The organism is Janthinobacterium sp. GW822-FHT07A03, assembly GCF_058798815.1.
In genome coordinates this window covers 103,767-123,306 of the sequence record NZ_JBXAKW010000004.1, presented here as the reverse complement: position 1 = coordinate 123,306, position 19,540 = coordinate 103,767, and the positions used below count along the sequence as shown (strand labels likewise).

12 protein-coding genes are annotated in these 19,540 nt (G+C 66.1%); 11 read left to right on the top strand and 1 reads right to left on the bottom strand.

All coding sequences use genetic code 11. From position 1 onward, the window contains the following. The first annotated feature begins 114 nt into the window (after window positions 1-114). From AC1RJW_RS12805 to AC1RJW_RS12795, 3 genes are all read left to right on the top strand, one after another. Window positions 115-2,238, top strand: coding sequence for a sodium-translocating pyrophosphatase (locus AC1RJW_RS12805; RefSeq protein WP_493045259.1), 2,124 nt, complete (start codon window positions 115-117; stop codon window positions 2,236-2,238). A 193-nt stretch (window positions 2,239-2,431) separates the two neighbouring features. Beyond that, window positions 2,432-2,836 (top strand): hypothetical protein, encoded by a 405-nt coding sequence (locus AC1RJW_RS12800; protein ID WP_493045258.1) that lies wholly within the window; start codon window positions 2,432-2,434, stop codon window positions 2,834-2,836. 13 nt (window positions 2,837-2,849) lie between these two features. Then, complete coding sequence (locus AC1RJW_RS12795) at window positions 2,850-3,350, top strand: glycine zipper family protein (RefSeq protein ID WP_493045257.1); 501 nt, start codon at window positions 2,850-2,852, stop codon at window positions 3,348-3,350. Here AC1RJW_RS12795 and AC1RJW_RS12790 read toward each other — a convergent pair. Further along, a complete protein-coding gene (locus tag AC1RJW_RS12790; RefSeq protein ID WP_493045256.1) occupies window positions 3,347-5,404 on the bottom strand; it encodes a TonB-dependent receptor domain-containing protein in 2,058 nt (685 codons plus the stop codon). The genes AC1RJW_RS12795 and AC1RJW_RS12790 overlap by 4 nt on opposite strands. Window positions 5,405-5,690: 286 nt before the next feature. Between AC1RJW_RS12790 and AC1RJW_RS12785 the strand changes: the two genes are divergently transcribed. From AC1RJW_RS12785 to AC1RJW_RS12750, 8 genes are all read left to right on the top strand, one after another. Continuing rightward, window positions 5,691-6,107 (top strand): hypothetical protein, encoded by a 417-nt coding sequence (locus AC1RJW_RS12785; protein ID WP_493045255.1) that lies wholly within the window; start codon window positions 5,691-5,693, stop codon window positions 6,105-6,107. 160 nt (window positions 6,108-6,267) lie between these two features. Beyond that, window positions 6,268-7,026: a 3-hydroxyacyl-CoA dehydrogenase gene (locus AC1RJW_RS12780; RefSeq protein ID WP_493045254.1), complete on the top strand. Its 759-nt coding sequence runs from the start codon at window positions 6,268-6,270 to the stop codon at window positions 7,024-7,026. Between the two features lie 210 nt (window positions 7,027-7,236). Continuing rightward, a complete protein-coding gene (ggt, locus tag AC1RJW_RS12775; RefSeq protein ID WP_493045253.1) occupies window positions 7,237-9,012 on the top strand; it encodes a gamma-glutamyltransferase in 1,776 nt (591 codons plus the stop codon). 40 nt (window positions 9,013-9,052) lie between these two features. After that, a complete protein-coding gene (locus AC1RJW_RS12770; protein ID WP_034751717.1) occupies window positions 9,053-10,222 on the top strand; it encodes a patatin-like phospholipase family protein in 1,170 nt (389 codons plus the stop codon). 120 nt (window positions 10,223-10,342) lie between these two features. Further along, window positions 10,343-14,506, top strand: a complete 4,164-nt coding sequence (locus AC1RJW_RS12765; RefSeq protein ID WP_493045252.1) for a hybrid sensor histidine kinase/response regulator — start codon at window positions 10,343-10,345, stop codon at window positions 14,504-14,506. An 85-nt stretch (window positions 14,507-14,591) separates the two neighbouring features. Then, window positions 14,592-15,299 (top strand): response regulator, encoded by a 708-nt coding sequence (locus AC1RJW_RS12760; RefSeq protein WP_493045251.1) that lies wholly within the window; start codon window positions 14,592-14,594, stop codon window positions 15,297-15,299. 242 nt (window positions 15,300-15,541) lie between these two features. Next, window positions 15,542-17,161 carry an AMP-binding protein gene (locus tag AC1RJW_RS12755; RefSeq protein WP_493045250.1) on the top strand — a complete coding sequence of 540 codons (1,620 nt, stop codon included), beginning with the start codon at window positions 15,542-15,544 and terminating at the stop codon, window positions 17,159-17,161. Then, complete coding sequence (locus AC1RJW_RS12750) at window positions 17,158-19,539, top strand: bifunctional salicylyl-CoA 5-hydroxylase/oxidoreductase (protein ID WP_493045249.1); 2,382 nt, start codon at window positions 17,158-17,160, stop codon at window positions 19,537-19,539. The genes AC1RJW_RS12755 and AC1RJW_RS12750 overlap by 4 nt, the downstream gene beginning before the upstream one ends. Window position 19,540: the final 1 nt, after the last annotated feature.

Sequence of the window (19,540 nt, the reverse complement as noted above, 5' to 3'; positions counted from 1 at the left end):
ATCGTTTTCGTAGTTCAGGTTTTTTGCAGGTCGTGTTTTCCTGGCTGCGCGCGCCTACCCGGTGCGGTCTGCAGCTGTCGGCAATGACGTCGGATAAAAACAGAAGGGGACGATATGGCAGCCAGTTTGTGGTTTGCGGTAGCCTGCGGCGTGGTCGCAGTCATCTATGGTTTGGTGTCGCGCAGCTGGATCCTGCGCCAGGATCCCGGCAATGCGCGCATGCAGGAAATCGCCCTCGCCATCCAGCAGGGCGCGGCCGCCTATCTGGCGCGCCAGTACCGCACCATCGCCATCGTCGGCGTGGTGCTGCTGATCGCCATCTATGTGCTGCTTGGCCTGCATACGGCGCTGGGCTTTCTGATCGGCGCCGTGCTGTCGGGCGCCTGCGGCTTCATCGGCATGAATGTCTCGGTGCGGGCCAATGTGCGCACGGCGCAGGCGGCCACCCTGGGCATCAACCAGGCTTTGAGCGTGGCCTTCAAGGGCGGGGCGATCACGGGCATGCTGGTCGTCGGTCTGGGCTTGCTGGGCGTGACCCTGTTCTACTGGCTGCTGGTGACGACGGGCGCGCCCGGCCTGACCCAGCATGACCTGATCAAACCCCTGATCGGCCTGGCCTTCGGCGCCTCGCTCATTTCCATCTTCGCGCGGCTGGGCGGCGGCATCTTCACCAAGGGCGCCGACGTGGGCGCGGACTTGGTGGGCAAGGTCGAGGCGGGCATCCCCGAGGACGATCCGCGCAACCCGGCCGTCATCGCCGACAACGTGGGCGACAACGTGGGCGACTGCGCCGGCATGGCGGCCGACCTGTTCGAAACCTATGTCGTGACCCTGATCGCCACCATGCTGCTGGGCGCCTTGCTGATGGCCGAGGCGAGCAGCACGGCCATCATCTACCCGCTGCTGCTGGGCGCCGTCTCCATCCTCGCCTCCATCGTCGGCTGCTCGATGGTCAAGACGGCACCCGGCAAGAAGATCATGTCGGCCCTGTACACGGGCCTGTGGTGGGCCGCCGGCCTGTCGCTGGTGGGCTTTGCCGTGGTCACGTGGCTGCTGTGGCCCGACGACGCCATGCGCTACAAGATGCTGGGCGCCACCGTCGTCGGCATCGTCCTCACGGGCCTGATGGTGTACATCACCGAGTACTACACGGGCACGGACTTCAAGCCCGTGCGCCACATCGCCGAAGCGTCGACGACGGGCCACGGCACGAATATCATCGCTGGCCTGGGCGTGTCGATGAAGTCCACGGCCTATCCGGTGCTGGCCGTCTGCGTCGCCATCCTCGTCTCGTACCAGCTGGCGGGCCTGTACGGCATCGCCATTGCCGCTACCTCCATGCTGTCGATGGCGGGCATCATCGTCGCGCTCGACGCGTATGGCCCCATCACCGATAACGCGGGCGGCATCGCGGAAATGTCGGGCCTGCCCGACTCCGTGCGGGCCATCACCGACCCGCTCGACGCCGTGGGCAATACCACCAAGGCCGTCACCAAGGGCTACGCCATCGGCTCGGCCGGCCTGGCCGCGCTGGTGCTGTTCGCCGACTACACGCATGCGCTCGAATCCGTGGGCCAGCACATCACCTTCGATTTGTCGAACCCGATGGTCATCGTCGGCCTGTTCATCGGAGGCCTGATTCCGTACCTGTTCGGTGCCATGGCGATGGAAGCCGTGGGCCGCGCGGCCGGTGCCGTGGTGGTCGAGGTGCGCCGCCAGTTCCGCGACATCAAGGGCATCATGGAGGGCACGGCGAGGCCCGAATACGACAAGGCCGTCGACATGCTGACGGCGTCCGCCATCCGCGAAATGATCGTGCCCTCGCTGCTGCCCGTGGTGGTGCCCATCGTCGTCGGCATGCTGCTGGGGCCGGCGGCGCTGGGCGGCCTCTTGATGGGAACGATTGTGACGGGCCTGTTCGTGGCCATCTCCATGACCACGGGCGGCGGCGCCTGGGACAACGCCAAGAAATACATCGAGGATGGCCATTTCGGCGGCAAGGGTTCCGACGCACACAAGGCGGCCGTCACGGGCGACACCGTGGGCGACCCGTACAAGGACACGGCGGGACCGGCCGTCAATCCCTTGATCAAGATCATCAATATCGTGGCCCTGTTGCTGGTGCCGCTGCTGCCGGCCACGGGCTGGCTGGCCGTGGCCGCGCCGGCGCCCGTCCACGCGCCCGCGCCGCCCATCCTGGCGCCGGCGACACCCGTGCAAAGCTTGCCCGCGCAATAACAAGGCGCCTTCTCTGCAGCCCCGTGGCCCGCGCCGCGGGGCTGTTTGCGTTTTGCGCTGCTGAAACTTTCCTGCCTTCCATATCCTCAGCGTATCAAAAGTGAGCAATTGTTACGGCGCCTTTGCTTGTGCCGGCGCTCTGCCAATAATGGAGTGAGCTTCGCAGTTTGGCAGGGAAAGGCAGGAGGATGTCATGGACAGCAATAACACAGGCCGCTGGGCGTCGCTGGCGCTGGCGGCGGCGATGGGACTGGCAGTGGCGGGCGGCGCCTGGGCCGCGCCCGGCGGACATGGCGGGCACCATGGCGGTTTCCACGGCGGCCACGGCCACTTCCATGGCCATTCGCACGTGGGCGTCTGGCTAGGTTCGCCATGGTGGTATGGCTACGGGCCTGGCTGGTATGGCGACCCGTGGTATGGCTATCCTTATCCGTATGGGCGCACCTTGATCGTACAGCCGCCACCCGTGTACATCGAGCAGGGCGGCGAGCCGACGGCGCAGATGTGGTATTACTGCGCGCGGCCGCAAGGCTATTTTCCCTACGTGAAAAATTGCAGTACGGCATGGCGTGCCGTGCTACCGACCAGCGTGCGCTGACGGGGAGAGCAACATGAACACGAGAGCGTTGAGGGGGTATGCCGGCCTGCTGGCCCCCCTGCTGCTGGCCGCCTGCACGGTGATGCCGGAAGGGCCGTCGGCCATGGTCTTGCCCGGCACGGGCAAGAGTTTCGAACAGTTCAGCCGCGATGACGGCAGTTGCCGCGGCTATGCCCGGGCGCAGCTGGGCGGTGCTTCGGCGCAGCAGGCCAGTGTCGACAGCGGCGTGCGCAGCGCGGCGCTGGGCACGGTGCTCGGCGCGGCGGCCGGTGCCGCCATCGATGGCGGCCATGGCGCCGGCGTGGGAGCGGGCACGGGCTTGCTGTTCGGCGCGCTGGCCGGTACGGGCGCGGCCGACAGTTCTTCGTACGGCATGCAGCGGCGCTACGATAATGCCTACCAGCAATGCATGTATGCGAGCGGGCACAAGGTGCCCGTCGCCGGGCAGATGCTGAGCAGCGTCCCGGCAAATGCCGCCACGCCGCCGCCCGATGCGCCGCCGCCCCGTTATTAGAACCTTGAGGTCAGGCCCACGAACATGCGGCGTCCCGGCACGTAGTAGTCGACCAGGCCATCGGCCATGGGGCCTTTCTTGAACAGGTTTTGCACGCCGCCGCGCACGGTCCACTGGGGCGTGACCTTGTACGACACGACGGTGTCGACGATGGTGTAGGCCTTGTCGGCCAGCTTGCCCGCGTCGAGTTCCTTGCCCGTGTACTGCGCCGATACTTCGCCGAACAGCTGGTCGTTGACTTGCCAGCCCAGCGCCGAGTACCACGACAGCTTCGGCGTCGACAGCAGGTTGGCGCCCGTGGTCAGGTTTTTCGCCTCGGCCATGTAGGTTACGTTGTTACGCCAGTTCAGGTTTTTCGTCAGCGGGATGTTCGCCGTCGCTTCCAGTCCGCTGGTGCGCGCTTTCTGGATATTCGTCATCTTGGTCCACCACTGCTTCTGGTAAAAGCCCAGCGGCGCGTAGTCGATCTTGTTCTTGAAGTCCGTGTGGAAGTACGTCAGGCCCACATCCCAGCCATTCTGCTCCCACGCCACGCCGATCTCGCCGGCCGTGCTCGTTTCCGGCTTCAAGTCCGCATTGCCGGCCATGTAGCAGCCGCCCGTGATGTAACCGAGCGGTTTGAGGCTGCCGCAACCGCGTCCGCCCGACTGCGTTGCCGCCGCCGGCGAGTTTTCCTTCAGGCTCGGTGCGCGGAAGCCTTGCGACACGCCGCCCTTGATGGTCCAGGCGGGGGCCGGGTGGTACACGAGGTACAGGCGCGGGCTGTAATGGTTGCCGAACTTGCTGTGGTGATCGAGACGCAGGCCGGCCGTCGCCGTCAGGTTCTCGCGCAGGAACAATTGATCTTCCGCAAACAGGGCCGAGGTGGTGCCGGACAGGGTGGCGCCGCTGACGGGGTTGCCCAGGTAGTCGGTGGGCACGGTGCCGATGGTGTCCGTATTCGTCAGTTCCTGGTGCTTCCACTGGCCGCCCATTACCAGCATCTGCTCGATGCCGCCCCAGCCGACGCGTTTTTCCAGGCTGGCGTCCAGGGTGCTGTCCTTGGATTTCGCCACCGTGCCGACGACTTCGTTGTCGAAATCGTTGTGGTACAGATTGACCGTCGTCTTGCCGAAGTCCCAGCGGCCTTCGTAGCCGATGCTGGCGCTCTTGCGTATCAGCTTGCTGGCGCCCCAGGCGCCGAACAGCGGGTAGCCGTCCGCATCGAGCGTGGTCGAATCCGTCGATTGCTGCTTGCCGTAGCTGGCGTCCAGCGACAGGTTCTGCTTCTTGCCCAGCGCCCAGTTCAGCTGTCCCGAGACGGTCTGGTTGCGTTCGCCGCCGATGCCGCCCGATTTGCCGATGGCTTTTTCATCGGGATTCTGGCGCGTCTGGCCCACGCCCAGGCGCATGCCCACCGTGTCCGACAGGGGACCGGCCAGGTTCAGACCCAGCTGGTGCGCCGTGCCGCGGCCGCTGTCCTGCGGCTGCGTGTAGTTGGCCGTGGCCGAGCCGTTCCACTTGCCCGGCACCTTGCGCGTGATGATGTTGATCACGCCGCCCATGGCGTCCGAGCCGTACAGCGAGGACATGGGGCCGCGCACCACTTCGATGCGCTCGATCATGTCGGGCGAGATCCAGTTCAAGTCCTGGCGGCCCAGGTCGGGACGGTAGGCCGTGTCGGCCGAGCTGCCCACGCGCTTGCCGTCGACGAGAATCAGCGTGTATTTGTCGGGCAGGCCGCGCAGCTTGATCTTCGATTCCTCGCCCACGGGGCTGGTGCCGCCCGTCACGCCGGGGATGCGGCGCAGCAGGGTATTCAAGTCATACACGGGCTGGCGCTCGATTTCCTCGCGCGTGATGACGCTGATGCTGGCCGGCGCATCCTTGATATCGATGGCCGTGCCCGAGGCGGTGACCACCACCGTGTTCATCGTGGGATCGGCAGCCACGTTGCCTTCGGCCCAAGCGCTGCCGACGGCCAAGGACAGCAGGCAGGGCAGGAGCAGGGTGGCGGAATGGATGCGGCGGGCGGGCGTAACAGGATGAGTGAATGCGGGACTACGCTGGGTCATGGTGAACTTTCCGGATGTTGTTATTTCCTGGCTGCCTTCCGGGTGGCTCGGGTATGAATGAAAAGGTAATAAATTGCGCTCGAATTCTGCTAATGAGAATAAGAATCGTTCTTATTGTAATGCCATCCTGGCAAGAAGGAAAGTGCTGAAAGGAAATAAAACACCGTTGCAGCGTTGGCATTGCCGTTGCAAGCGTGAGAAATTGTTACCTGCGCTGGCATCTGGCATGACGTGTGCCAATAATGAAAGTAATGTGATCGATGTTTGGGGAGGCGGCATGACAAGGATGACAAAAACTATGCTGGCGCTGGCCTGCGCCATGCTGGTATCGGCTGGCGGCCATGTCTGGGCACAGGAGCCGGCGGCGTCCGATGCACTGCCCGTGTGCCAGCTCGACCCGCGCGACAGCAGCAAGCTGGCGGTGGAACCGTGCCGCCCGGCGCCGCCCGTGCAGCCGCGCCGCTCAGTGGCGCAGGTGATCGGCCGCATGCCTGCGCCACCTGCGCCAACGGTCGTGCCCATGGCGCCCCTGCCGCCCAGCCCGGCCGTGCCCATGCCGCGCGCGCCGCAGCCTATCGGCGCCTGCGACACGGGCGGCTGCCGCGATGCGGCCGGTGCCCGCTACAACGGCACTGGCAATGCCACGCTCGATGCCAGCGGGCGCATCTGCCACCGCAATGGCGCTTTCATGCAGTGTTTTTAACCTTGCCAGTCGCTGTCGCTGCAAGTTTTCGCTCGGTACGCTCAAAAATGGCTACAATTGTCGCCGACATTACGTTTACGTAAACGTAATAGCATAATCATGGCATCGTGCATCAACCATCAGGCGCCGGGAACACGGCCCTTATCACTCAGGAGATTTCATGCAGATTCAGGACAATGTATTCATCATCACGGGCGGCGCATCGGGCTTGGGCGCGGCCACGGCACGCATGCTGACGGCCGCTGGCGGCAAGGTCGTGCTGGCCGACGTGCAGACGGAGGCGGGCCAGGCGCTGGCCGCTGAACTGAACGGCGTGTTCGTGCAGTGCGACGTGACGTCGGAAGAAGACGGCCTGGCCGTGGTGGCGGCGGCCGCCCAGCTCGGTACCTTGCGCGGCCTGGTCAACTGCGCCGGCGTGGCGCCGGCCGTGAAAACCGTGGGCAAGGATGGCCCGCATCCGCTGGCCCTGTTCCAGAAGGTCGTCAACATCAACCTGGTGGGTACCTTCAATATGTGCCGCCTGGCGGCCGACGCCATGGCGAAACAGGATGCGACGGCGGAAGGCGAGCGCGGCATCATCATCAACACGGCTTCCGTGGCGGCCTACGATGGCCAGATCGGCCAGGCGGCCTACGCCTCGTCGAAGGCGGCCGTGGTGGGCCTGACCCTGCCGATGGCGCGCGACCTGTCGCGCAACGGCATCCGCGTGATGACGGTGGCGCCCGGCATCTTCGAAACGCCCATGCTGCTGGGCATGCCGGCCGAAGTGCAGGATGCGTTGGGCAAGATGGTGCCGTTCCCATCGCGCCTGGGCAAGCCCGGCGAATACGCGCAACTGGTGAAAGCCATCGTGGAAAACGTCATGCTCAATGGCGAAACCATCCGTCTAGACGGCGCCATCCGCATGCAGCCAAAGTAAGAGCACCTGGACAATGCCCAGGGCGTTGTTGCATGGCCTGGGCTTGTCATGCTTTGTACTATTCGTACTGTCTTCGGCCACGCGCCTAGCCCTGGACATCGCCAGGCACTCTTACGAAGGCAGTGCCCTAATGGGCATTTGATGTAGGATACCCCCGTATGGGGCGTACAGCCTTGCCTGGCTGTGCGCCCTTTTTTTATCGGAGAATCCATGATCGCATTGAAGCCGCTGGCACTGAGCCTGACCTTGCTGGGAGCCCTCGCTGCCAGTCCCGTATTTGCCGAAGTGCCGCAAAAGGCGCCGGAAATCGCCACCGCGTATGCGGAAAAAAGTGGCTGGGCGGCGCAGAAATTCATGGTCGCCGCCGCCAATCCGTTGGCCGCCGATGCCGGCTACCAGATGCTGAAAAAAGGCGGCAGCGCCATCGACGCGGCCATCGCCACGCAGCTGGTGCTCACCCTGGTCGAGCCGCAATCGTCGGGCATCGGCGGCGGCGCCTTTTTGCTGTACTCCAGCCCCAAGGGCGTGCAGGCGTTCGACGGGCGCGAAACGGCGCCCGCCGCGGCGGACGAACACCTGTTCCAGAATGCGGACGGCAGCCCCGTCTCGCGCGCCACGGGCGTGGTGGGCGGGCGCTCCGTGGGCGCGCCGGGCGTGCTGCGCATGCTGGAACTGGCGCACAAGGAGCACGGCAAGCTGCCGTGGGCGACCCTGTTTGGCCCTGCCATCAAGCTGGCGCATGGCGGCTTTCCCGTCAGCCAGCGCCTCAACGGCCTGTTGAACTGGGACCAGGCCCTGAAGCGCGACCCTGTCGCCGCCGCGTATTTCTATGACGGCGAGGGCAAGGCCTGGCCCGTCGGCCACTTGCTGAAAAACCCGCAGCTGGCGCGCACCCTGCGCGAGATCGCCCGCGGCGGCGCCGACGCCTTTTATAACGGCCGCATCGCGCGCGACATCGCCGCCAAGGTGGCGTCGCACCCGACCAACCCGGGCAAGCTGACGGCGCAGGATATCGCCGGCTACCAGGCCAAGGTGCGCGAACCCGTCTGCAGCGATTACAAGGCCTGGACCGTGTGCGGCATGCCGCCGCCATCGTCGGGCGGCATCGCCATCGCGCAGATGCTGGGCATCCTGGAAGTGAAGGATATCCGCCCGTATGCGCCCGTCGACGGCGTGCCCGATGCGCAGGCGATCCATTTGTTCTCGGAAGCGGGGCGCCTGGCCTACGCGGACCGCAACCGCTACGTTGCCGACACGGACTTCGTGCCGCTGCCGGGCAATGGCGTCGCCTCGATGCTCGACAAAACCTACCTGGCGCAGCGCGCCGCCTTGATCGGCGACAAATCCATGGGCAAGGCCTCGCCCGGCACGCCGCCCGGCATGCAGGTGGCGTGGGGCATGGACAATGCCCTGCAGCGCCCGTCGACGTCGCACCTCGTGGCCGTGGACGCCTTCGGCGGCGGCCTGTCGATGACCACCAGCGTGGAAGACGCGTTCGGCTCGCGCCAGATGGTCGACGGCTTCCTGCTGAATAACCAGTTGACGGATTTCTCGTTCGATTCGCGCGATGCGGATGGCCCCATCGCCAACCGGGTCGAAGCGGGCAAGCGGCCGCGCAGCGCCATGTCGCCCACCCTCGTGTTCGAGAAGGGCACGCACAAGCTGGTGCTGGCAACGGGTTCCCCGGGCGGCTCGTCCATCATCAACTATGTCGCCAAGGTCCTGGTCGGCACCATGGACTGGGGCTTGAACGTACAGCAGGCGATCAGCCTGCCCAACTTCGGCAGCCGCAACGGTCCGACGGAACTGGAAAAGGGCCGCGCGCCGGCCGCCCAGGTCGAGGCGCTGCAGGCGATGGGTCACGAGGTGCGCGTCATCGAACAGAATTCCGGCTTGCAGGGCATCATGCGCCTGAATGCGCATGGCAAGGATTTCTGGTTTGGCGGGGCGGATCCACGGCGCGAGGGCATGGTCCGAGGCGACTAAACTTTTCCACAAAGTATCAAGACCCTGCTAATCTGCCGGCATGGGAATGCAAAATAAAACAGGCTTGATACTCACGGGAGGGGGCGCCCGTGCCGCCTACCAGGTGGGCGTGCTGCAGGCGATTTCGGCGATTCTGTGGGAAGCGGGCTGGGCGCCAGCGCGCAATCCGTTCGACATCATCTGCGGCACCTCGGCCGGCGCCATCAACGCCACGGCGCTGGCCTGCCGCGCCGACAACTTCGGCGAGGGCGTGCAAAAGCTGCTCGACGTGTGGCAGCACATCGAGGTCGAGCAGGTCTACCGCGCCGATTCGCTGGGCGTGATCCGCTCTGGCGCGCGCTGGCTGTCCTTGCTGTCGTTCGGCTGGCTGCTGCGCCAGTGGCATGCGTCGCCGCCCAGTTCCCTGCTCGACAATACCCCGCTGGTCAGCCTGCTGCACCGCATGCTCGACCTGCCGCGCCTGGACGCGGCCCTGGCCGACGGGCTGCTGCATGCGCTGGCCGTGACGGCGTCGTCGTATTCGGGCAGCCGCCACATGACGTTTTACCAGACGGCCGAGGATATCGCGCCCTGGGTGCGCACGCAGCGCCTGGCCTTGCCGGACCAGATCGGCGTTGAGCACTTGCTCGCCTCGGCCGCCATCCCTTTTATCTTCCCCGCCGTGCCTCTGTACGTGGGCGGCCAACGCGAATACTGCGGCGACGGTTCCATGCGCCAGCTGGCGCCGATTTCGCCGGCCATTCACCTGGGCGCGAACAAGGTGCTGGTGGTGGGGGCGGGGCGCATGACGGAACCGGCGCCCGCCGCGTCCGAAGCGGCGCGCTACCCGAGCCTGGCACAGATCGCCGGCCACGCGCTGTCGTCGATCTTCCTCGACGGCCTGGCCGTCGATATCGAGCGCCTGAACCGCATCAACCTGACCTTGTCGATGCTGCCGCCCGAATTGCTGGGCAAGACGGCCTTGCGGCCGGTGGAATTGCTGGTCATCGCGCCGTCCGAACGGCTCGACGCCATCGCCAGCCGGCATATCGGCAGTTTGCCGCGTCCCATCCGCACCATGTTGTCGGGTATCGGCGCGGCCGAAGCGCGCGGCGCGGCGCTGGCATCGTATTTATTGTTCGAATCGACGTATACTAACGAGCTGATCCGTCTTGGACAGCGCGATACGCAGGCCCGCAAGGACGATGTACTGGCGTTTTTTGGTTCTTGAGACGGCCCCCGGAACAGTTGCGGGAGTTTTCGCGTTTTTTTTGACAGGACGATTGTGCTGGTATTTCGACGTGTTTGCGATGTTGCCTTACTGTTAATTTTTCTGCTGGGCGCTCCGGCCATGGCCGCGCCTGCGCCCACCTTGCGCTTCGACCAGCTCAGCGTCGACCAGGGCCTGGCGCAGGAATCGGTGCTGGCCATCGCCCAGGACCGGCAGGGCTATATGTGGTTCGGCAGCCAGTCTGGCCTGAGCCGCTACGACGGCTACCGCATGGTCGTCTACAAGAATATCGAGGGCGACAAGACCAGCCTGGCCGACAACTGGGTGGGCGAGCTGCATGTCGATAGCCAGGGCCAGTTGTGGGTGGGTACCGACAATGGCCTGGACCGCTTCGACGCCGCCAGCCAGACCTTCATCCATTACGTCCCGGCCGAAAAGAGCAAGCGCGGTAACGGCAACCGGCATATCCACGCCATCCTCGACGATGGCGCGCGCGGCTTCTGGATCGCCACCTCGGACGGCTTGCAGCATTTCGACCCCGCCACGGGCACCTTCCGCACCTGGCACCATGAAGAAGGCAACCCGCACAGCCTGGGCGACAATGAAATCAAGGCGCTGGCGCTGGACGCGCAACGGCGCCTGTGGATCGGCACGGTAACGGGCCTGGACATGCTGGCGCCGGGCAGCGAGCGCTTCGAGCATTTCGCCGTCGATGCGACGCCCGGCTCGAAGTACAACGTGATCCAGTCGCTGCTGATCGACCGCCAGCAGAACCTGTGGATCGGCACCATGGCCGGTGCCGAGCGCTGGCGCCTTGGCGGCGCCGGCCAGCCGCCGCAGGCGCGCGTGCGGCTGAGCGAAAAACAGGGCTTTTCCGCCATCCGCGTCGCCAGCCTGTACCAGGATGTCGACGCCACCGTCTGGCTGGGCAGCAATGCCGATGGCCTGTTCCGTTGGCTGCCCGACAGCGACACCTTCCTGCAGTACCGGCATCAGACGGGCGACAAGTTCAGCGTCGCCGACAACCAGCTGTCGTCGCTGTACCGCGACCGCGCCGGCACCTTCTGGGTCGGTTCCTGGTACAACGGCGTGAGCCGGGTCGACCTGGGCAGCGGCGGCTTTGCGCGCATGGCGCGCGCGCCCGGCGACGTGGGCGCGCTGGCGGACAAGAAAGTGCGCGCCGTGGCCGACGCGGGCAATGGCAAGCTGTGGCTGGCCACCAAGGGCGGCCTGAAACTGTACGACACGCGCGACGGCAGCTCGCGCCTGTTCGACCTGCGCAGTTCGCCCGGCATGTCGCGCGACGAGCAGATCACCACCCTGTACAAGGGGCCGGACGGCACCCTGTGGGTGGGCGGCTCGACGGGCTTGCACCGCTTCGATCCGGCCCTGGAGCGCTTCTTCACCATGCGCTTTGCCGCCGGCGACCCGAACAGCGACACCATCCGCAATGTCGTGAGCGACCGCAGCGGCATGCTGTGGGTTTCGACACGGGGCGGCGTGCACCGTTTCGACCCGGCCAGCAAGCGTTTTACCACCTACCGCCACGATCCGGCCGACCCGAACAGCCTGTCCGACAACATGGTGCGTCCCGTGCTGGAAGACGGCAAGGGACGGCTGTGGATCGGTTCCTTCCACGGCCTGGACCTGCTGGACCGCGCCAGCGGCCGTTTCCGCCATTTTCGCCACGATCCGCAAGACCCGCATAGCCTGAGCCACGACGAAGTGCATTTCCTGCACGAGGACAAGCGCGGCGTGCTGTGGGTGGGCACGGCCAATGGCTTGAACCGCATGGACGTCGATGCCAAGGGCGAGATCCGCTTCCGTCGCTTCCTGCGCAAGGATGGCATGGCCGACGATGCCGTCGCCAGCATCCTCGGCGACGACAACGAGCAGCTGTGGCTGAGCACCAACAGCGGCATCACGCGGCTCGACATGCGCAGCGGCCTGTTCCGCAATTACGACAGCGCCGACGGCACGGTGGAAGGCTCGTACTTCGACGGCGCGGCCCTGCGCGCGGCGGACGGCACCATGTATTTCGGCGGCTTCAACGGCATGACGGCGTTCGTGCCGCAGGATATCCACGACAACCGCGTGCCGCCGCTGGTGGCCGTCACGGAACTGCAGATCTTCAACAAGCCGGTGGCCATCGGCCGCGGCGAGTTCGCGCACGTGCTCAGCACGGCGATCGACCATACGCGCAAGCTGGTGCTGACCAGCCGCGAAAGCGTCTTTTCGCTGGAGTTCGCAGCCCTGCATTTCGCCGCCCCCCAGCGCAACATGTTCGCCTACCGGCTCGAAGGCTTCGACCAGGACTGGGTCATGACGGATGCGGGGCGGCGCTTTGCCACCTACACCAACCTCGATGCCGGCAACTACGTGTTTCGCGTCAAGGCGGCCAACAAGGACGGCGTGTGGAACGAGAGCGGCGCCACCCTGGCCATCACGATCTTGCCGCCGTTCTGGAAGACCTGGTGGTTCCGCACCCTGATGGCGGCGCTGCTGCTGGGCGCCGTGTATGTCGCCTACCGCCAGCGCGTGCGCGCGCTGCGACGCCAGCAGAACGAGCTGGAAAAACTGGTCGGCGAACGCACGGCCGAGTTGCAGAGCAAGGAAATCGAAGTGCTGGCCCAGTCGGAAAAACTGGCGCAAGTGAACAGCAGCCTGACGAAAAACGAGGAAAGTTTGCGCCAGGCCAAGCGCAAGGCCGAGGATGCGACGCGCCAGAAATCGGAATTCCTGGCCAACATGAGCCACGAGATGCGCACCCCGCTGGCCGGCGTGATCGGCATGCTGGGCTTTGCCCTGCGCGACGAGCAGCTGCACGACGCCACGCGCGAGCAGATTTTGCGCGGCCAGGCCAATGCCCAGTCGCTGCTGGTGATCATCAATGACTTGCTCGATTTTTCCAAGATCGAGGCGGGCAAGCTGAGTATCGAAAACATCGACTTCGCGCTTGGCGCGGCCATCGAGACGGTCGTCAGCCTGTTCGAGGAGCAGGCGGCCGCGCGCAGCATCGGTTTCTCCATCGATTTCGCGCCCGACCTGCCGCCCTTCGTCGTGGGCGACCCGACCCGCTTGCGCCAGGTGCTGGTCAATCTGGTCGGCAATGCCTTCAAGTTCACCCAGCGCGGCGGCGTCAGCGTGTGCGTCGAGCGGGCCGGCGTGGCCAGCGGCAGCGGCGGACGCAAGGTCAACCTGATCCGCTTTACCGTCAGCGACAGCGGCATCGGCATCGATGCGGACGCGATGGCGCGCCTGTTCCAGAAGTTCGAGCAGGCCGACGCCAGCACCACGCGGCGCTACGGCGGCACGGGGCTGGGCCTGGCGATCTGCCGCCAGCTGGTCGAACTGATGGAGGGCGAGATCGAGGTGGCCAGCACGCCGGGGCAGGGCAGCACGTTTGCCTTCACCTTGCCGCTGGCCGATGGCGTGGCGCCGCCGCTGGTGCCGCAGGTGGCGCTGGCGCCGCACAGCCACCAGTTGCGCGTGCTGTGCGCGGAAGACTTCCCCACCAACCAGATCATCATCCGCGTCATGCTCGAGGAACTGGGACACCGGGTCGACGTGGTCGCCAACGGCGTGCTGGCGGTGGCGGCTTGCGTGCATACGCGCTATGACCTGATCCTGATGGACGGGCGCATGCCGGAAATGGACGGCGCCACGGCGACGCGCCTGATCCGCGTGGGCGGCTGGCCGGACCAGCCCGTGCGCGACCAGGAACTGATGATCGTGGCCCTGACGGCGAACGCCAGCGAAGAAGACCGCGGCCGCTATCTGGGCGTCGGCATGGATGATTTCCTCAGCAAACCCGTGGACGAGGCGGCGCTGCATGGCTTGCTGGCGCGCGCCATCGAGCGCCAGCTGCAGCGCGGTTTCATGTTGCCGCGCATGCCGTCGAACGCGCCGCGCGCTAGCGCGCGGGGGCAGGCCGAACTCGACGCCCTGTTCGGCATCGCGCCGGCCATCCCCGCCGCCGTGTCTGCCCAATCCGGCCGCGGCGGCGAATTGCAGCGGCGCATCCGCGTCGCCTTCGTCGCCGACCTGGAGGGGCGCCTGCGCGAACTAGACGCCGCCCTGGCCGCGCAGGACAGCGACAACGCCGGGCGTCTGCTGCACGGATTGAAGGGCAGCGCCGCCTATCTCGATGAAACGCAGCTGCACATGCTGTGCACGGAAATGGAAGAGGCGGCCGATGGCGGGCGCTGGACCCAGGTGGCCATGCATTTGCCGCAATTGCGCGCACTGTTGGCGCAAATAGCCGTTTCGGGCAAGGAAATGTAAAATAGGCAATGCCGGCCATCGAGTGCGCGGCGAAACTGGGTAGAATACGGCCAGGCCCCTGACGCCGCCGGCAATGGAGAAAGCAATGAAAGTACTGGTGGTTGACGATGATGTCGTGTCGCGCATGGTATTGATGCATCTGATCGACAGCTGCGGCGTGCACGATATCGTGGAAGCCGAAGATGGCGCGGCGGCGTGGGAGCAGCTCGAAGGCGGCTTGCGCCCCGCGCTGTGCTTCTGCGACTTGCGCATGCCGCGCCTGTCCGGCATGGAGCTGCTGCAGAAGATCCGCTCCGACAGCGCGCTCGATGCCATGCCGCTGGTGCTGGTATCGTCGGCGAATGACCAGGACACGGTGCGCGATGCCGTGCAGGCCGGCGCCGCCGGCTACATCGTCAAGCCCTTCCAGCCGGAGCAGGTGCGCCAGCATATCGACGCCTGCTTCGACGTCTCCGCCTTGCCGGCCGAGGCGCCGCGCGACACCTTGCAGCGCCTGGGTATCGACGGCGAACGCCTGCTGGCGTATCTGACGGGCTTCCAGGGACAGATAGTCGCCGCCAGCGAACAGGTCGACGCCTTGCTGGCGCGCGGCGAACCGGCGCAGGCGCGCCAGCAGCTCGAACGGCTGCACCTCGGTTGCCGCACCCTGGGCTTGCACGGCGCGGAAGCCGGCATGAGCGCGCTGCTGCAGTCGGCGGTGCTCGATGGCGACCAGATGCAAACGGCCCTGGCCGCGCTGGCGCGCAGCGCGGCGCAGCAGGCGCGTTTGCTGCGGCAGGACGGCACTGACTGAAACACCATAACAAAACCTACTGCGCGTCGTGATTTGCGGCTTCCGATGCTCACTGTGCATCCGCACAGCTCCGCTTCTCGGGTCAACGGGGGGGGGGGGGGGGCGCCGAGCCTCCCATCCGCTCGCTACGGTTTTGTTAGGTGTGTTGAAATTGCTGTTTTTCGCTTGCTGGAAAAATACTTTAGGTTTAAAGTATCTGCTTCCGGGCCTTGCGCACGCGCCCGCCACCAGCCAGGATGAGCATGAGCAGCGACCCTTCGCCTACCACCGCATCTCCCCAGGATGACTTTGCGCGCGCGCACCTGCCGCCGCGCGCACTCTGGCCGCAGCTGTGCCTCGATTTGCCCGAGCTGCAGTATCCGCCGCGTCTCAACTGCGTCGCCGCGCTGCTCGATGCGGCCGTCGCTGGCGGTGGCGGCGAGCGCACCGCCATCCTCGCCGACGGCCAGCGCTGGACTTACGCGCAGCTGACGCGCCAGGTCGACCGCATCGCCCACGTGTTGCGCGCCGACCTGGGCCTGATCGCCGGCAACCGCGTGCTGCTGCGCGGCGCGAATACCCCCATGATGGCCGCCTGCCTGCTGGCCGTGCTGAAGGCCGGCTGCATCGCCGTGCCCACCATGCCGCTGCTGCGCGCGCGCGAACTGTCCACCATCCTGGCCAAGGCGGAAGTGAACGCCGTGCTGTGCGCGCAGGGCTTGCGCGGGGAGCTCGACGGCTTGCCCGGCCTGCCGCCCATGCTGTGCTTTGGCGCCGACGGGGCCGAGCTGGAACAGCGCATGGCGGCCCACGCTGCGCCTTTTGCAGCACACGACACGGCGGCCGACGACGTCTGCCTGATCAGCTTTACCTCGGGCACGACGGGCGTCCCCAAAGGCACCATGCACGTGCACCGCGACCTGCTGGCCATCTGCGACTGTTTTCCCCGTTCCATGCTGCGGGCGCGCGCCGAGGATATCTTCATCGGCACGCCGCCGCTGGCTTTTACTTTTGGCCTGGGCGGCCTGCTGCTGTTCCCCCTGCGTTTTGGCGCGGCCACCGTGCTGCTGGAAAAACTCACGCCCGACGCCCTGCTGCGCGCCATCGGCGTCTATCAGGCCACCATCTGCTTCACGGCGCCCACCTTTTACCGCCAGATGGCGCCCCTGGCTGCCAGTTACGACTTGCGCAGCCTGCGCTTGTGCGTGTCGGCCGGCGAAGCGCTGCCGCTGGCTACGCGCGACGCCTGGCAGGCGGCGACGGGACTGGCCATGACGGACGGCATCGGCGCCACCGAAATGCTGCATATCTTCATTTCCGCCACGGGCGAGGGCATCCGCCGCGGCGCCATCGGCAAGGCCATTCCCGGCTACCAGGCATGCATCGTCGACGATGCGGGCGTGCCGCAACCGCCCGGCGTGACGGGCCGCCTGGCCGTGAAAGGCCCTACGGGCTGCCGCTACCTGTCCGACCCGCGCCAGCGCGAATACGTGCAGAACGGCTGGAACCTGACAGGCGACACCTTCGAGATGGATGCCGACGGCTATTTCTATTACCGCTCGCGCAGTGACGACATGATCGTCTCGGCCGGCTACAACATCGCCGGTCCGGAAGTGGAGGAGGCGCTGCTGCGCCATCCGGCCGTGGCCGAATGCGGCGTCGTCGGGCGCGCCGATGCCGAGCGTGGCCAGATCGTCGAGGCGCACATCGTGCTGAAGGATGGCTGCCAGGCCAGCGATGTGCTGGCGGCCGAGCTGCAGGACTTCGTGCGCCAGCAGATCGCTCCCTACAAATACCCGCGCGCCATCCGCTTCCTGCCTGCGCTGCCGCGCACGGAAACGGGTAAGCTGCAGCGCTTCAAACTTCGCACGGACACCCCATGAATATCGTCTGCATCGGCGGCGGTCCCGCCGGCCTGTATTTCAGCCTGCTCATGAAGAAGCAGAACCCGGATCATCGCATCACCGTCATCGAGCGCAACCGCCCATATGACACGTTTGGCTGGGGCGTGGTGTTTTCCGACCAGACCCTGGGCAACCTGGCCAATGCGGACGAGCCGACGGCGCGCGCCATCCTGCAGGCGTTCAACCACTGGGACGATATCGAGATCCACTTCAAGGGCCAGACCGTGCGCTCCGGCGGCCATGGTTTTTGCGGCATCGGCCGCAAGCGCCTGCTCAATATCCTGCAGGCGCGCTGCGAGGAACTCGGCGTGCAGCTGGTGTTCGAGACGGAAGTGCAGGACGACCAGGTGATCGCGCGCCAGTACGGCGCCGACCTGGTGATCGCCAGCGACGGCTTGAACAGCCGCATCCGCACGCGCTATGCAGCCAGCTTCCAGCCCGAGATCGACCAGCGCCATTGCCGCTTCGTCTGGCTGGGCACGCGCAAGAAATTCGAGGCCTTCACGTTTGCCTTCCGCCAGACGCCGCACGGCTGGTTCCAGGCGCATATCTATCAGTATGACGGCGAGACATCGACCTTCATCGTTGAAACGCCCGAACACGTGTGGCGCGCCGCGGGGCTCGATAGCATGAGCCAGGAAGAGGGCATCGCCTTTTGCGCAGCCCTGTTCGCCGAGGAACTCGATGGCCATGAGTTGCTGAGCAATTCGCCGCACTTGCGCGGCTCGGCGCAGTGGATCACCTTTCCCCGCATCGTCTGCCGGCAATGGGTGCATCATCAGGACGGCGTGCCCGTCGTGTTGATGGGCGACGCGGCCCACACGGCGCATTATTCGATCGGCTCCGGCACCAAGCTGGCGCTGGAAGACGCCATCGAGCTGGCGCGCTGCTTCGGCCAGCATGGGGATAGCGACGCTGCGCTGGCCGCCTACCAGCAGCTGCGCGCCATCGAGGTGCTGAAAATCCAGAGCGCGGCGCGCAATTCCATGGAATGGTTTGAAAACGTCGAACGCTACAGCGCCATGGAAGCGCCGCAGTTCGCCTATTCGATGCTCACGCGCAGCCAGCGCATTTCGCACGAAAACCTGCGCCTGCGCGATCCCGCCTACGTGGCTGGCTATGAATCGTGGCTGGCGCGGCGCGCGGGCGAGCAGGCCAGCGTGGACATGCCGGATCAGGCCTTGCCGCCCATGCTCACGCCCTTCCGGCTGCGCGGCGTGCTGCTGAAAAACCGCATCGCCGTCTCGCCGATGGCGCAGTACAGCGCCGTCGATGGCGTGGCGGGCGACTACCATCTGATGCACCTGGGCGCGCGCGCCATGGGCGGCGCGGGCCTCGTGTTTGCCGAGATGACGTGCGTCTCGGCCGATGCGCGCATCACGCCCGCCTGCCCCGGCATGTACAGCGAAGCGCACACACAGGCGTGGCGGCGCATCGTCGATTTCGTGCACGCGAACAGCGACGCGAAGATCGCCCTGCAGCTGGGCCACGCGGGGGCGAAAGGCTCGACGCGGCCCATGTGGGACGGCATCGACCTGCCGCTCAGGGATGGCAACTGGCCTTTGACCTCGGCCTCGGAGCAGCAGTATCTGGCCGGCGTGTCGCAAACGGCGCGCGCAGCCACGGAAAGCGACCTGGCGCGCATCGAGCAAGACTTCGTGCGTGCCACCCTGGCCGCCGCCGTCGCCGGTTTCGACTGGCTGGAACTGCATTGCGCGCATGGTTATTTGCTGTCGAGTTTTATTTCGCCGCTGACCAACCGCCGCACCGACGAATATGGCGGCAGCCTGGAAAACCGCTGCCGCTATCCACTGCGCGTGTTCCGCGCCATGCGCGCCGCCTGGCCGCAGGATAAACCCATGAGCGTGCGCATTTCGGCCCACGACTGGGTCGAAGGCGGCATCACGCCCGACGATGCCGTCGTCATCGCGCGTCTGTTCAAGCAGGCTGGCGCCGACCTGATCGACTGCTCCTCGGGCCAGGTGAGCAAACTCGAGCAACCCGTGTACGGGCGCATGTTCCAGGCGCCGTTTGCCGACCGCGTGCGCAATGAGGCGGGCATAGCCAGCATGGCCGTCGGCTCGATTTTTGAGGCCGACCACGCCAACAGCATCATCGCCGCCGGGCGCGCCGATCTGTGCGCCGTGGGCCGGCCGCACCTGGCCAATCCGGCCTGGACCCTGACGGAAATGGCGCGCATCGGCTACAGCGGCGCCGGAACAGGCGCAACTTGGCCGAAACAGTACCGGCCGGGCCAGCAGCAACTGGAACGCAATCTGCAGCGCGAACGCCAGCTGGCCGCCGCCAACACGGGCCTCACCCCGCAACAGGTGGCCGCGCGGCTGCTGGAAGGATGAC

What these genes read in the sequence shown, in the direction of transcription:
- AC1RJW_RS12805 (WP_493045259.1), top strand. Translation starts at nt 115, where the DNA reads ATGGCAGCCAGTTTGTGGTTTGCGGTAGCCTGCGGCGTGGTCGCAGTC.
- AC1RJW_RS12800 (WP_493045258.1), top strand. Translation starts at nt 2,432, where the DNA reads ATGGACAGCAATAACACAGGCCGCTGGGCGTCGCTGGCGCTGGCGGCG.
- AC1RJW_RS12795 (WP_493045257.1), top strand. Translation starts at nt 2,850, where the DNA reads ATGAACACGAGAGCGTTGAGGGGGTATGCCGGCCTGCTGGCCCCCCTG.
- AC1RJW_RS12760 (WP_493045251.1), top strand. Translation starts at nt 14,592, where the DNA reads ATGAAAGTACTGGTGGTTGACGATGATGTCGTGTCGCGCATGGTATTG.
- AC1RJW_RS12755 (WP_493045250.1), top strand. Translation starts at nt 15,542, where the DNA reads ATGAGCAGCGACCCTTCGCCTACCACCGCATCTCCCCAGGATGACTTT.
- AC1RJW_RS12790 (WP_493045256.1), bottom strand. Translation starts at nt 5,404, where the DNA reads ATGACCCAGCGTAGTCCCGCATTCACTCATCCTGTTACGCCCGCCCGC.
- ggt (WP_493045253.1), top strand. Translation starts at nt 7,237, where the DNA reads ATGATCGCATTGAAGCCGCTGGCACTGAGCCTGACCTTGCTGGGAGCC.
- AC1RJW_RS12770 (WP_034751717.1), top strand. Translation starts at nt 9,053, where the DNA reads ATGGGAATGCAAAATAAAACAGGCTTGATACTCACGGGAGGGGGCGCC.
- AC1RJW_RS12765 (WP_493045252.1), top strand. Translation starts at nt 10,343, where the DNA reads ATGGCCGCGCCTGCGCCCACCTTGCGCTTCGACCAGCTCAGCGTCGAC.
- AC1RJW_RS12785 (WP_493045255.1), top strand. Translation starts at nt 5,691, where the DNA reads ATGACAAAAACTATGCTGGCGCTGGCCTGCGCCATGCTGGTATCGGCT.
- AC1RJW_RS12750 (WP_493045249.1), top strand. Translation starts at nt 17,158, where the DNA reads ATGAATATCGTCTGCATCGGCGGCGGTCCCGCCGGCCTGTATTTCAGC.
- AC1RJW_RS12780 (WP_493045254.1), top strand. Translation starts at nt 6,268, where the DNA reads ATGCAGATTCAGGACAATGTATTCATCATCACGGGCGGCGCATCGGGC.